This window comes from Shimia sp. R9_3 (assembly GCF_017743755.1).
In the GTDB taxonomy this organism is placed as follows: Bacteria; Pseudomonadota; Alphaproteobacteria; order Rhodobacterales; family Rhodobacteraceae; genus Shimia.
Genome location: NZ_JAGHRP010000011.1, coordinates 53,619 through 66,545, shown reverse-complemented (window position 1 = coordinate 66,545; position 12,927 = coordinate 53,619). Strand labels below are relative to the sequence as shown.

11 protein-coding genes are annotated in these 12,927 nt (G+C 58.2%); 5 read left to right on the top strand and 6 right to left on the bottom strand.

Features of this window, described 5'->3' with window-relative positions; genetic code table 11:
* The first annotated feature begins 153 nt into the window (after positions 1-153).
* The 4 genes from J7412_RS19905 to J7412_RS19890 all read left to right on the top strand — a co-directional run bounded on the left by J7412_RS19905 (position 154) and on the right by J7412_RS19890 (position 4,237).
* Positions 154-774: a YitT family protein gene (locus J7412_RS19905; RefSeq protein ID WP_209080949.1), complete on the top strand. Its 621-nt coding sequence runs from the start codon at positions 154-156 to the stop codon at positions 772-774.
* A gap of 15 nt (positions 775-789) precedes the next feature.
* A complete protein-coding gene (locus J7412_RS19900) occupies positions 790-1,125 on the top strand; it encodes an SMR family transporter (protein WP_209062914.1) in 336 nt (111 codons plus the stop codon).
* A 71-nt stretch (positions 1,126-1,196) separates the two neighbouring features.
* A complete protein-coding gene (typA, locus tag J7412_RS19895) occupies positions 1,197-3,017 on the top strand; it encodes a translational GTPase TypA (protein WP_209062916.1) in 1,821 nt (606 codons plus the stop codon).
* 158 nt (positions 3,018-3,175) lie between these two features.
* Entirely contained in the window at positions 3,176-4,237 is a 1,062-nt protein-coding gene (locus J7412_RS19890; RefSeq protein ID WP_209080940.1) for a hypothetical protein, read from the top strand.
* Positions 4,238-4,239: 2 nt separating this feature from the next.
* Here the strand turns inward: J7412_RS19890 and J7412_RS19885 are convergent, their stop codons facing one another.
* From J7412_RS19885 to recA, 5 genes are all read right to left on the bottom strand, one after another.
* Positions 4,240-5,022 (bottom strand): class II glutamine amidotransferase, encoded by a 783-nt coding sequence (locus J7412_RS19885; RefSeq protein ID WP_209080938.1) that lies wholly within the window; start codon positions 5,020-5,022, stop codon positions 4,240-4,242.
* A 19-nt stretch (positions 5,023-5,041) separates the two neighbouring features.
* On the bottom strand, positions 5,042-5,329 hold the full coding sequence (locus J7412_RS19880; protein ID WP_209062921.1) for a DUF1330 domain-containing protein: 288 nt from the start codon (positions 5,327-5,329) through the stop codon (positions 5,042-5,044).
* A gap of 78 nt (positions 5,330-5,407) precedes the next feature.
* On the bottom strand, positions 5,408-8,080 hold the full coding sequence (gene alaS / locus J7412_RS19875; RefSeq protein ID WP_209080936.1) for an alanine--tRNA ligase: 2,673 nt from the start codon (positions 8,078-8,080) through the stop codon (positions 5,408-5,410).
* Between the two features lie 96 nt (positions 8,081-8,176).
* Positions 8,177-8,707, bottom strand: a complete 531-nt coding sequence (locus J7412_RS19870; RefSeq protein WP_209080934.1) for a hypothetical protein — start codon at positions 8,705-8,707, stop codon at positions 8,177-8,179.
* Between the two features lie 20 nt (positions 8,708-8,727).
* On the bottom strand, positions 8,728-9,801 hold the full coding sequence (recA, locus tag J7412_RS19865; protein WP_209080932.1) for a recombinase RecA: 1,074 nt from the start codon (positions 9,799-9,801) through the stop codon (positions 8,728-8,730).
* A 196-nt stretch (positions 9,802-9,997) separates the two neighbouring features.
* Here recA and J7412_RS19860 point away from each other — a divergent pair, with 196 nt between their 5' ends.
* Positions 9,998-10,597 (top strand): sulfotransferase family 2 domain-containing protein, encoded by a 600-nt coding sequence (locus J7412_RS19860; RefSeq protein ID WP_209080930.1) that lies wholly within the window; start codon positions 9,998-10,000, stop codon positions 10,595-10,597.
* Here J7412_RS19860 and J7412_RS19855 read toward each other — a convergent pair.
* Complete coding sequence (locus J7412_RS19855; RefSeq protein ID WP_348540516.1) at positions 10,594-12,897, bottom strand: ATP-binding protein; 2,304 nt, start codon at positions 12,895-12,897, stop codon at positions 10,594-10,596. The genes J7412_RS19860 and J7412_RS19855 overlap by 4 nt on opposite strands.
* Positions 12,898-12,927: the final 30 nt, after the last annotated feature.

The following is a 12,927-nucleotide window of genomic DNA, read 5'->3' as shown; positions in this document are numbered from 1 at the left end:
TTGAGAGGGCGCCCCATGCGGGCGCCTTTTCTTTTCACCACGTCAACTTACCTGCCCAAACTTCATACAACGGCAGAGCTTTGTGCAGCGTTCATAGCTGCTTTGCCCTGCCCCCTCTGGACAGTCCGCGCTCTCTGATCCAAATCGCACCCCATGGTTAGCTTTCTGGAATCCCCTCACCCCGAAAAACACAGCCTCTTTGATGATTTTCAGGGGCTTATGGTCGGCACGCTTTTGGTGGCGCTATCTGTGACCTTCCTGCAGAACAGCGGGTTGTTCACCGGTCAAATCGCAGGCCTCGCACTTGTGGCCAGCAAGGCGCTTGGCGTGCCCTTCGCCGCGCTGTTCTTTGTGTTCAACATGCCGTTTTACGTGATCGCCTACCTGCGTATGGGGCTCACCTTCACGCTCAAAACCTTCATGGCTGTCGGGCTGCTGTCGCTCTGGTCCTATCTGCTGCCCAGCTTCTTCACCATCAGCGACCTCAACAGTCAGGTGGCCGCAATCCTCGCAGGCATCACCGCAGGTTTCGGCCTGATCGCCCTTTTCCGCCACGGCGCAACCCTGGGCGGCGTCGGCATCGTTGCGGTCTGGCTGCAAGACACCCGCGGCATCAAGGCAGGTTGGACACAACTTGGATTTGATGTGGTCGTCTTTGCACTCGCCTTGTCGTTTTTTGACCTGAACGCTGTCGTCTTCTCGCTGATCGGCGCCGCGATCACCAATATAATGATTGCAACCAACCACCGGCGCGATCGCTACATCGCGCGCTGACCATCAGGACGCCCCATGCCCAAAGCCTATCTGATCCTCATGATCGCCGTTGTGTTTGAAACCATCGGCACCGCCGCGCTTCAGGCAAGCCAGCAGTTCACCAAACCGATCCCCTCCATCATTGTGGTGATCGGCTATGGTCTGGCGTTCTACATGATGGCACTAACTCTCAAGTTCCTGCCGGTGGGCATCACCTATGCGGTCTGGTCCGGCCTTGGCATCATCTCGATCTCCGTGATCGCCTATTTTGCCTTCGGTCAAAAGCTCGACCTGCCCGCCATTTTGGGAATGGGTCTGATTGTGGTTGGCATCTTGATCATCAACCTGTTTTCTAAGACCGCAGTGCATTAATTTCCCCATAAAGGGCTGGCCTTTTGTCGCAACCCGCGTTAGGGCGGGCGCGAACAGAAAAGGCTGCCCTTATGGATCTTCGCAACATCGCCATCATCGCTCACGTTGACCACGGCAAAACCACGCTTGTGGACGAGCTGCTGAAACAGTCGGGCGCATTCCGGGAAAACCAAGAAGTGGCGGAACGCGCCATGGACAGCAACGATCTGGAGCGCGAACGCGGCATCACGATCTTTGCAAAGCCAACTTCCGTGGAATGGAAAGGCACCCGTATCAACATCGTGGACACCCCCGGCCACGCCGACTTCGGCGGCGAAGTGGAGCGTATCCTGAGCATGGTGGATGGCGTGGTCCTGCTGGTGGACGCCGCAGAAGGCCCGATGCCTCAGACCAAATTTGTGACCTCCAAGGCGCTTGCGCTGGGTCTGCGCCCGATTGTGGTACTAAACAAAGTCGACAAGCCAGACGCCGAGCCGGATCGCGCGCTGGACGAGTGTTTTGACCTCTTTGCCTCGCTCGATGCAAACGACGATCAGCTCGACTTCCCCCACATGTATGCCTCCGGCCGCAACGGCTGGGCAGATGCAGAGCTTGATGGCCCACGCAAAGACCTGCACGCGCTTTTCAACCTGATCGTGAACCACGTTCCTGCCCCCAAGCAGGTGACCCGTCAGGACGATGATTTTCGCATGCTGGCCACCACGCTGGGCTCTGACCCCTTTGTGGGCCGCATCCTCACCGGTCGTGTGGAATCCGGCACACTGAAAGTGGGTGCAACCGTCCAGGCGATCTCCCGCATCGGCCAGAAAATCGAACAGTTCCGCGTCACCAAGATTCAGGCCTTCCGTGGTCTTGCCCAGCAGGACATCGAAGAAGCCCAAGCTGGCGACATCGTCTCCATCGCAGGCATGGCGAAAGCCACCGTGGCAGACACCATCTGTGCGCTGGCCGTGGATGAGCCGCTTGAGGCACAGCCAATCGATCCGCCCACCATCACCGTGACCTTTGGCATCAACGACAGCCCTCTGGCTGGTCGTGACGGCAAAAAGGTGCAGTCCCGTGTAATCCGTGACCGCCTTTATAAAGAAGCGGAATCCAACGTCGCGATCAAAATCGAAGACACCCCGGGCGGCGAGGCCTTTGAGGTTTCTGGCCGTGGCGAACTTCAGATGGGCGTTCTGATCGAAAACATGCGCCGCGAAGGCTTTGAGCTGTCGATCTCCCGTCCGCAGGTGATCATGCGCGAAGAGAACGGCGTGAAGATGGAGCCGGTCGAAGAAGCCACCATCGACGTGGATGACGAATACTCCGGCGCGGTGATCGAAAAACTCACCGGCGCGCGCAAAGGTGAGCTGGTCGAAATGCGCCCAGCCGGTGCAGGCAAAACCCGCATCATCGCCCATGTGCCGTCCCGCGGCCTGATCGGCTACCACGGTGAATTCCTCACCGACACCCGCGGCACCGGCGTTCTGAACCGTGTGTTCCACGGCTGGACCGAATTCAAAGGCGCCATCCCGGGCCGCCGCGCAGGTGTGCTGATCTCCATGGAGAACGGCCAGTCCGTCGCATACGCCCTCTGGAACCTCGAAGATCGCGGCAAAATGATGATCGGCGCACAGGCCGACGTCTACACCGGCATGATCATCGGCGAGCACTCCCGCGACAACGATCTCGAAGTGAACCCGCTCAAAGGCAAGAAGCTCACCAACGTCCGCGCTTCTGGTTCTGACGAAGCGGTGCGCCTGACCACGCCGATGGTGCTCTCTCTGGAAGAGGCGATTGCCTACATCAACGACGACGAGCTGGTGGAAGTGACCCCCAACAACGTGCGTCTGCGCAAGCGCTATCTGGACCCGCATGAGCGCAAGCGGATGTCCAAGCAAGTTGGCTAAATGACAAAACGCCGGAGCCCCGCTCCGGCGTTTCTTTTTGGGATCTGCCGCACCATGGTTTTGCGCCCGAGCGTGGCAGATCGCATTAAGTCTTGAGAAAACGCGCATTTTGTTTGACCTTTGGGACAATTGATTTCCAAAGGTTCTTTTTCGTCGCCATGTTGCTCAGACTGCTTGCAGCTTTTGCCCTCAGCCTCCTTACCTTCACGCCCGCGCTCCTGCATGCACAGATGGAAGGCTTTGGCGCGCTCCCCGCACGACAAGCCATCACCACACAAAACGCCCATAAGCGTGTGGGCGTTGGCATCAAGATCGACCAGATCACCTTTGTTGACCAGCAGTCCGAAAACTTCGGCGTGGTCGGCACGCTGTTTCTGCTGGTGGACTACCCCGACCTCGCCTTTGACGCTGAAGAACACGGCTTTGAATACAAAACCTACAGTCCGGAAGGGTTCAACGAAGAACTGAAAGAGACCGGAGAATTTCTGCCCTATTTCATCTTCCGCAACCAGCAAGGCCGCCGCTTCACACAGCAATCCTCGATACTGGTCGCTGCAACAGGCCAGACAAACTACGCCGAACGCTTCAGCGCCACCTTTCAGGCCCCACACTTCAATTTCACAAGATACCCGTTTGATAAGCAGGAGTTTTTTGTCGAAGTATCCTCCCTGCTTCCCACCGAATTTGTGGAGTTCTACCCACTGGAGGACAAAACCGGCATGGGCGATTTGTTGGGCGAGGAGGAATGGATCCTGTCCAACTCCAGCATCGCCGCCTCAAACGTGCCCGGCATTGGAGAGCGCGAAACCTCCATGGTTGCCCTGCGGTTTGAGGGCAAGCGCCACGTGCAATATTACATGCTGCGCATCATGCTGCCGCTGGTCATCATCCTCTTTGTGACCTGGGCCACGTTCTTTCTGGAAGAGTACCGCCGCCGCATCGACATGGCCTCCGCCAATTTGCTGGTGTTCGTCGCCTTCAACTTCGCGATTTCCACGATGCTGCCAAAGCTCGGCTATCTCACCTTCATGGATTCCCTACTTGCGGGCATGTTTGTGATCACCGGCTCAACCGTGCTTGTGAACATCATGCTCCGGCGCATGAAAACCACAGGCCGTGAAGCCCTGGCCCGCAAGATCGACACCTATCTGGTGATCTGGGTCTACCCGATCCTGCACGGCATCTTCCTATTCTGGGCCGTGAAGTTCTTCTTGATCTAAGATCAACTCAGCGGCGAAAACGGCTCGATCTCATAGCTGCCATCTTTGTGAAAACGGCAGAAACTGCCCGATGGCACCACTTCCCAGCCATCTTCGGCGGGCACCAGCGGCTCGCTCACCACCGCACGGCCGCTCCGGCTTTCACTGATCTTGTGATAGACCGTGGGCGCGCGGTCATCTGAGGCATAGCGGATCGCATAAAGCGTCTCGCCATCAGAAAACGCTGTGGCCAGCCGCATATGTGGCGTGCTGCCCCGCTCTCGGCTCATCCGCTCCAGAATACCCACGGCAATTTCCATTGCCTCACGTGGATTGTCCTGCAAGCCTTCGGTCAGCCCCAAGAGAAACAACACTTCGCTGTCGGTTGCCCCTTTGCGCTCTTGGTAGAGGTCATCGGGGATCAGCATATCGGCGCGGCGGCGGAAATTCTCAAATCCCCCGATCTGCCCGTTGTGCATGAAAGACCATTTGCCCACCGCAAAAGGATGGCAATTGTTGCGACTGGTGGCGGTGCCGGTCGAGGCCCGCACATGGGCCAGAAACAGCTCCGATTGCACCTGCGCGGTCAGCGAACGCAGATTGGGATCAGACCAGGCCGGATGGGTGTCGCGGTACAGCCCCGGTTCCGGACGGCTCCCGTACCACGCCAGACCAACGCCATCGCCATTGGTCTGGGTTTTGCATTCAGTCGCCTGCATGCTTTGCTGGATCAGCGAGTGATCTGGCCGCGTGACGAGATCTTCAAGATAACAGGGGTGCCCGATATAGGCGGCCCAACGACACATCTGGCCAGTCTCCTTCCGCTTAATCGGTGGTTTCAACCACCATCAGTTCGCGCTCACTTGCACCACGCGCATGGTTCAGCGCCTCTTGGTATTCCGGGCTGTGGTAACAGGCCACCGCCGTATCCACATCCGGGAATTTCGCCACCACATTGCGGGGGCGCTCTTTGCCCTCAAGCTGCACAAATTTGCCGCCGCGTGCGATGAATTCACCGCCATGTTTGGCAATCGCAGGGCCTGCGAGCTCTGCGTATTTTCCATAGGCCTCCGCGTCGGTCACGGTGACATGTGCAATCCAAAGTGCGCCCATCTGGCTCTCCAATCCTGTTGTTCTGCCCGGCAGTCTAGTTGAAAAGCCGGGCAGTCCAAGCAGAATTTGACCAAATGGTCAGCCAGCGATCACCGCTTCAGCAGCGACAAAGGCTTCGTCTGCTTTGGAGGCATCTTTGGCACCGCCCTGCGCCATATCCGGACGGCCACCGCCGCCCTTGCCGCCCAATGCGCCCACGGCCGCCCGCACCAGATCCACGGCGCTCAGATCGCCTTTCAGATCATCGGTCACACCAGCGGCCACAGCCACTTTGCCATCGGTGTCCGCGATCAGCAGAACCGCACCGCTTTCCAGACGCGCCTTATGCTCGTCAATCAGCGGCGGCAGGTCTTTGCCGGACACACCAGAAAGCACCTGTGCAAAGAATTTCACACCGTTGATCTCTTTGGCTTCCGGGCCAGCGCCCTGACCAGCACCGCCAGACATGGCCAGCTCACGACGCAGCGTGGCCACTTCGTTTTGCAGCGCCTTGCGCTCATCCAGAAGCGCTTTCACGCGGTCCACGATGTCAGCAGGCTGCGCCTTCAGCGTGCCAGCCACTTCGGCCACACGTTTGGCTTCACGCTCGAGATGCGCAAAGGCCACCTCACCGGTCAGCGCCTCGATCCGGCGCACACCGGCAGAGGATGCGCTGTCAGACAGCAGCACAAACACACCGATGTCGCCGGTCTGTTTCACATGGGTGCCGCCGCAAAGCTCCAGCGAATACGTGTCGCCATTCAGCCCTTTGCCGGTGTTGGCACGGCCCATAGAGACCACGCGCACCTCATCGCCGTATTTCTCACCAAAGAGCGCCTGCGCGCCCATTTCACGCGCGTCATCCGGGGTCATGATCCGGGTTTCCACGGCGGTGTTCTGGCGGATATAGGCGTTCACATCGAGGCCAACCTGGGTCAGTTCCTCGGCGCTCAGCGCCTTGTTGTGGCTGAAGTCAAAGCGCAGACGGTCATCCGCGTTGAGCGAGCCACGCTGTGCCACGTGATCGCCAAGCGCCTCGCGCAGCGCTTCATGCAGCAGGTGGGTCGCGGAGTGGTTGGCGCGAATGGCCGTGCGGCGCGCATGATCCACATCCATGGCAACCGGATCACCTTTGGAGATCGTGCCACGCGCCACTTTGACCTTATGAGCAATCAGCTTGCTGTCCGCAAACTTCTGCACGTCGGTGACATGGCCCAGCTCATCGCGGTTCTCAAGGCGCGCAACCACGCCATGGTCTGCCACCTGACCACCGCTTTCAGCGTAAAACGGCGTCTGGTTCATCACCAGCCAGCCCTCTTCGCCTTCCGCCAGCGCATCCGCAAGCGCACCGTCTTTCAGCACGGCCTGCACCTGCCCCTCGGCGGTTTCGGTGTCATAGCCCAGGAACTCGGAAGATCCGTTGTCCTCGGCAATATCAAACCAGATCGCATCCTCAGCCACATCGCCGGACCCCACATGGGCCGCACGCGCCTTGGCCTTCTGCTCCGCCATCGCGGCATCAAAACCGTCGGTGTCAACCTCACGGCCCTTCTCGCGCAGCGCATCCTGCGTCAAATCCAGCGGGAAACCGTAAGTGTCATAGAGTTTGAAGGCCGCCTCACCAGAGAGCGGCGCGCCCTCTTCCAACCCGCCAAGCTCGTCATCCAGCAGCTTCAGACCACGATCCAGCGTCGCTTTAAACTTGGTTTCTTCCTGCTTCAGGGTCTCTTCGATCAGCGCCTGCGCCTGTCCCAGCTCCGGGTAGGCTTGGCCCATCTGAGTGACCAGAGCCGGCACCAGCTGATGCATCACTGGATCTTTTGCGCCCAGCAAGTGCGCATGACGCATCGCGCGACGCATGATGCGGCGCAGCACATAGCCCCGGCCATCGTTGGACGGCATCACACCATCTGCCATCAGGAAGGAGGTGGAGCGCAGATGGTCCGCAATCACGCGGTGATGCACGTTCTGATCGCCATATGGATCGGTCGAGGTCACATTGGCGGAAGCCTCGATCAGCGCCTTGAACAGATCAGTGTCATAGTTGTCGTGGCTGCCCTGCAGCAACGCGCCAATCCGCTCCAGCCCCATGCCGGTGTCGATCGACTGCATGTCCAGCGCCTTCATCGAGCCATCTTCAAACTGCTCGTTCTGCATGAACACCACGTTCCAGATCTCGATGAAACGGTCGCCGTCTTCCTCAGGGGAGCCGGGAGGGCCACCCCAGATGTGATCGCCGTGGTCATAGAAGATCTCGGTGCACGGACCACAAGGGCCGGTTGGCCCCATCTGCCAGAAGTTATCAGAGGTGGCGATGCGGATGATCCGCTCCTCAGCCACGCCGAGTTTCTTCCAGATCTCAAAGGCTTCATCATCGGTGTGATAGACGGTGGTGTAGAGCTTGTCCTTCGGAATGCCGAATTCCTTGGTGATCAGCTCCCAGGCAAATGGGATCGCCTCATCTTTGAAGTAATCGCCAAAAGAGAAGTTGCCAAGCATCTCAAAGAATGTGTGGTGGCGCGCGGTATAGCCCACGTTGTCCAGATCGTTGTGCTTGCCACCGGCGCGCACACATTTCTGGGAGGTTGTCGCGCGCTGATAGTCGCGTTTTTCCACCCCTGTGAAGAGGTTCTTAAACTGCACCATCCCCGAGTTGGTGAACATCAACGTCGGGTCATTGCGCGGCACCAACGGGCTTGAGTCCACAATCTCATGGCCCTGTTTGGCGAAGTAATTCAGAAAGGTCGACCGGATGTCGTTAAGGCTGGCCATGGGCTGATCTCTTTACCTGAGTTTCGGTATTGCAGCGGGTTTATAACCCCCACGCCTGCCTGTCCACATGTCAAAGAGATCAAGGCGCAGCTGACCCTATATCCGGTCGATTTTTCGCATCACATCCCCGCTGCGCACAACACCGTCCTTCTCGATGCTGCACAAAATGCCCCGCAGTCGCAGCTTGCGGTATTCCGGCGTGCGCACCCAGTCAAAAACCGGCTGACCATAGCGCGCTTTCCACTTCACGCAGGCATCATTGAACACCTCAGACACGCGCAGCACCGCACTGCCCACCGAAAGATACTGCCCCTCAGGCAGGTTTGCTTCGGTCATGTCCAGATCGGCGGTAAAGGTATCGCCGGGAAACAGCGCGTCATCCTTTGGGGACCAGACCAGATCCAGAACCCGCTTTGGAATCACACAGACCTGAATGCCCGGATGCGGATCACCGTTTTCGGTGCGGACCCAGGGTTGGGTCATCCACCGCTCCCCCGGAATGCCCTGCGCTTTGGTCAAAGTGATCTCATCGACAAATTTGCGCGCATTGCGCTCAGGACGCAGGCACAAATGCGAAATGGCCGCCCCCTCTTTCGGGGCGGCCAAAACATGCGGCAAAGCCCGCATTAAGTCTTCATGTGACGGCGTCAATCTTCCAAAAGCTCTTCGTCAGCGGGTGGCATGTCAAAATCCAACCCATGTGCGGCGCGGATCTTGTCTTCGATCTCCAGCGCCATACGGGTGTTTTCCTTCAGGAAGGTCTTGGCGTTCTCACGCCCCTGCCCGATCCGCTCATCGCCATAGCTGAACCAGCTGCCGGATTTCTCCACCACACCGGCTTTTACGCCCAAATCCAGCAGCTCGCCCATTTTGGAGATGCCTTCGCCATACATGATGTCAAATTCCACCTGCTTGAACGGCGGTGCCACCTTGTTTTTCACCACTTTCACGCGGGTTGCGTTGCCAACCACCTCGTCGCGGTCCTTCAGCGCACCAATGCGGCGGATGTCCAGACGCACGGAGCTGTAGAATTTTAGCGCGTTACCACCGGTCGTGGTTTCAGGGCTGCCAAACATCACGCCGATTTTCATCCGGATCTGGTTGATGAAGATCACCATACAGTTGGAACGCGCGATAGAGCCTGTGAGCTTACGCATCGCCTGGCTCATCAGACGGGCCTGCACACCCACATTGCTGTCACCCATGTCACCTTCAAGTTCGGACTTCGGCGTCAGCGCCGCAACCGAATCGACCACAACCATGTTCACAGCCCCCGACCGCACCAGCGTGTCGGTGATCTCAAGCGCCTGTTCCCCGGTGTCAGGCTGCGAAATCAGCAGCTCGTCCAGATTGACGCCAAGCTTCTTGGCATACTGCGGGTCCAGCGCATGTTCCGCATCCACAAAGGCGCAGACGCCGCCTTTTTTCTGCTCTTCTGCAATACAGTGCAGCGTCAGCGTGGTTTTACCGGAGCTTTCCGGTCCGTAAATCTCAATGATCCGGCCCTTGGGCAGACCGCCAATGCCCAACGCAATGTCCAGACTCAGGGACCCGGTCGAGGTCGCCTCAATCTCCTGCGCAGGGTTGTCGGCGCCCAGCTTCATGATGGAGCCTTTGCCGAACTGCCGCTCGATCTGTGCCAGCGCGCTGTCCAGCGCCTTCTGTTTATCCGGGGATGAGGATTTCTTGGAGGTCATTGTCAAAAGATCTGCCGTTGCCATTTTGCTTGGTTCCTTATTCCACACCCGCACGCGGGCGGCAATCACTGCCTGTGTTCACCTCTTGTTCCACAATCTTATGAGATCAAAAGGAGAACAAATCAATAGAAAAGAATAAGAACATCTTCCGCAGGCGCTGGTTAACAACTAGTTTACGGATCAATAATAAGTTGAGACAAACCATAACGAGGCCGCGCAGATGCTTGTTTTCTGGAACAAAAAACTTGTGTTCCTATCGGTGCCCAAAACCGGCACCACCGCGATTGAGGCCGCTTTGGCCCCTGTGGCCGATATGGTGATTGCGAATCCCCCGGAGCTGAAACACGCACCGGTCTATCGCTACAACCGCTTCTTCCGCCCGATGTTTGAACGCGCCTGCAACCGCGATGACATGGAACTCATGGCCGTGATGCGCGAACCTGTGAGCTGGCTGGCAAGCTGGTATCGGTATCGCCGCCGCGACAGCATGCAAGGTCATCGCAACTCCACCCATGAGGTGAGCTTTGACGAATTTGTGCAGGAATATATGAAGGGCGACAAGAAAGCGCCGTTTGCCAATGTGGGGAGTCAGGCCAAATTTCTGGAGCCGCGCCCCAATGGCGTGCGGGTCGATCACCTCTTCCGCTATGAGGATCAGCCCAAGATGCTCGCCTTTCTGGAGGCACGTCTGGATCAGAAGATCACACTGGAGCGGCGCAACAGCTCCCCATCAATGCCGCTTGATCTGCCCGAGGCCACCTTGGCAAAACTGCGCCGCAAATGCGCCGCAGAATTTGAGCTTTACGAAAGCCTGTCTTAGCCGCTGATCCGCGCCTGCACCGCTTCGGTGAGATCGCCGAGCGAAAACGGCTTGGGCAGGAAGCTTGAGTTGTCGATACGTGACTGATCGTCCGAAAAACTGTCTTCCGCGTAACCTGACACAAAGATCACGGGCACTTCCGGATATTCCGAGCGCGCCTGACGCACCCAGGTTGGCCCGTCCATTCCCGGCATGATCACATCGCTGACAAAGACGTCGATGCCGGGCTGATCTGCGGCCAAAATCTCCAAGGCTTCTTCGCCGCTTGCAGCTTCAAGCACCGTGAAGCCCCGCATCTTCAGCGCACGGGTCGCAAAAGAGCGCACCGGTGCCTCGTCTTCCACCAGAAGCACCACACCGCTGTGTTCCACCGCTGGCAGATCGGGGCGCTTTTCATCCAACTCCGGCACAAACTCTTCCGCCGCACCATAGGCCGGGAACATCAGCGTAAATGTGGTGCCCACGCCCTCGGTGCTGTCCACAAAGATGAACCCGCCGGTCTGTTTCACAATGCCATATGCGGTGCTGAGCCCAAGCCCGGTACCCTCACCGGTTTTCTTGGTGGTGTAAAACGGCTCAAACACTTTCTGCATCTTGTCCTGCGGGATCCCAATACCCTGATCAGCCACTTTGACCGCAACATATTTGCCCACCGGCACCACAACACGGTCCCGCTCCAGCGGCGCATCCAAGGCCACCTCTTCGGTTGTGACACGGATTTCGCCGCCCTCCGGCATCGCATCACGCGCATTCACCACAAGGTTCATCAGCACCTGCTCAAGCTGGCGCTTGTCTGCGCGGATCGACGGCAGCACCGGATCATTGCTCAGCGAAAGCGCCACGCGCTCCCCCACCAACCGGTTCAGCAGATGGGTCAGATCCGCCAGCGTGTTGCGCAGATCAAGTACTTCGGGCCGCAGGTTCTGTTTGCGTGAAAACGCCAGCAGCTGCCCCACAAGCGCTGCGGCGCGGTTGGCGTTCTGGTTGATCTGGATGAGGTCTGCATAATCCGCATCCCCCTGATCGTGGCGCAGCAACAGCAGGTCACAATGCCCTGAAATCGCAGTCAAAAGATTGTTGAAATCATGCGCCACACCGCCAGCCAACTGGCCAATCGCCTGCATTTTCTGGCTTTGCACAAACTGCTTTTCCAGCGATTTGAACTCAGTTGCATCGTTCAGAACCGCGATCAGGGACCGCCCGTTGCCTTCCACAATACGGTTCAGGCTCACCTGCACGATGACTTCTTTGTCTTCGCGCTTCAGGCGCAGGAATTCGCTTTTCTTGGCAGATTTGCCCTGTGCAGCTTCCACCAGCCAATCCCGAATGGAGCGGCCAAGGCCTTCCATCAGATCGCTCATCACAGTGTCTTCGGTGATGTCCAGATGGATCAGGCTACGCGCGGCACGGTTGGCCAGCACCACACGGCCCTCAGGCTCCAGCTTCACGATCGGCACGGGCAGCTCATCAAACTGCATCGCACCGCCGCGGGTCACGGGGGTTTCGGTTGGCAAAAGATAGATCTCACGACGGCCCGCCGTGGCATCATATTGCGCCACCAAACATTGCTGCTCGCCACTGGAGGTGTGGATCACCGTCGCATCACGCGGCTGCGCGACATCGGGGCCAAACACATCCGTCAGCGTCTTTTTGCGCTCGCCCAGCAGCGCGCGCGCCGCGGCATTCATAAACAAAATCGTGCCGGTGCGCCCGGCTGTCAGCATCGGCAGCTTTGGCCCGGTGCCCGCAGCAGCGGCGTCTTTGGCCGGGTGGGTCTTGCTCATGGTCCAGAGCAAAATATCTTCATCAACCAGCTGAACCTTGAGCCGCAACATATTGTCACGCAAAACAAGTTCGTCTTCGTGCTTACCTTCGGTCAGGCTGGTGGCAATGGCGTCTGCAACCTTGTTTTCCGCATCCAGAACATGACCGGCCAGCACATCCTGCATGGTCTCGCGCGCATCGCCGCCCGCTTCCTGAGCTGTCTTGTTCGCATAAAGCACGCGACCTGCAAAATCGGTAACAAGCACCTGCTCTTCGGCGTCCACATGCAGTTGTGTCAACAGCTCAACAACGCCATTTTGCACCGCACGGCGACGCATCGACAGCGCCATAGTCACCGCGCAGGCAAAGCCTGTCAGCCCGCTGGCAAACAGCATGATCAGCCGCAACATCTCGTTTTCCAGCATAAATGTCGTGGCCACCATGGCGAGCGCGGCAAAGGCGAGAAGTCCGGCGTGATGGGGAGTTGCTGCCTTTTTGCGGGGCAGCGGTTGCGCTGCATCGGTCGAGCTAGACACGTTTGCACCTACTGTTTTTGGTTTTCGTTA

Bases quoted from the DNA above. Each gene is read 5' to 3' on its own strand.
- alaS (WP_209080936.1), bottom strand. From the start codon at position 8,080: ATGGCCAGCCTTAACGACATCCGGTCGACCTTTCTGAATTACTTCGCC.
- recA (WP_209080932.1), bottom strand. From the start codon at position 9,801: ATGGCAACGGCAGATCTTTTGACAATGACCTCCAAGAAATCCTCATCC.
- J7412_RS19870 (WP_209080934.1), bottom strand. From the start codon at position 8,707: ATGCGGGCTTTGCCGCATGTTTTGGCCGCCCCGAAAGAGGGGGCGGCC.
- J7412_RS19880 (WP_209062921.1), bottom strand. From the start codon at position 5,329: ATGGGCGCACTTTGGATTGCACATGTCACCGTGACCGACGCGGAGGCC.
- J7412_RS19890 (WP_209080940.1), top strand. From the start codon at position 3,176: ATGTTGCTCAGACTGCTTGCAGCTTTTGCCCTCAGCCTCCTTACCTTC.
- J7412_RS19885 (WP_209080938.1), bottom strand. From the start codon at position 5,022: ATGTGTCGTTGGGCCGCCTATATCGGGCACCCCTGTTATCTTGAAGAT.
- J7412_RS19905 (WP_209080949.1), top strand. From the start codon at position 154: ATGGTTAGCTTTCTGGAATCCCCTCACCCCGAAAAACACAGCCTCTTT.
- J7412_RS19900 (WP_209062914.1), top strand. From the start codon at position 790: ATGCCCAAAGCCTATCTGATCCTCATGATCGCCGTTGTGTTTGAAACC.
- typA (WP_209062916.1), top strand. From the start codon at position 1,197: ATGGATCTTCGCAACATCGCCATCATCGCTCACGTTGACCACGGCAAA.
- J7412_RS19860 (WP_209080930.1), top strand. From the start codon at position 9,998: ATGCTTGTTTTCTGGAACAAAAAACTTGTGTTCCTATCGGTGCCCAAA.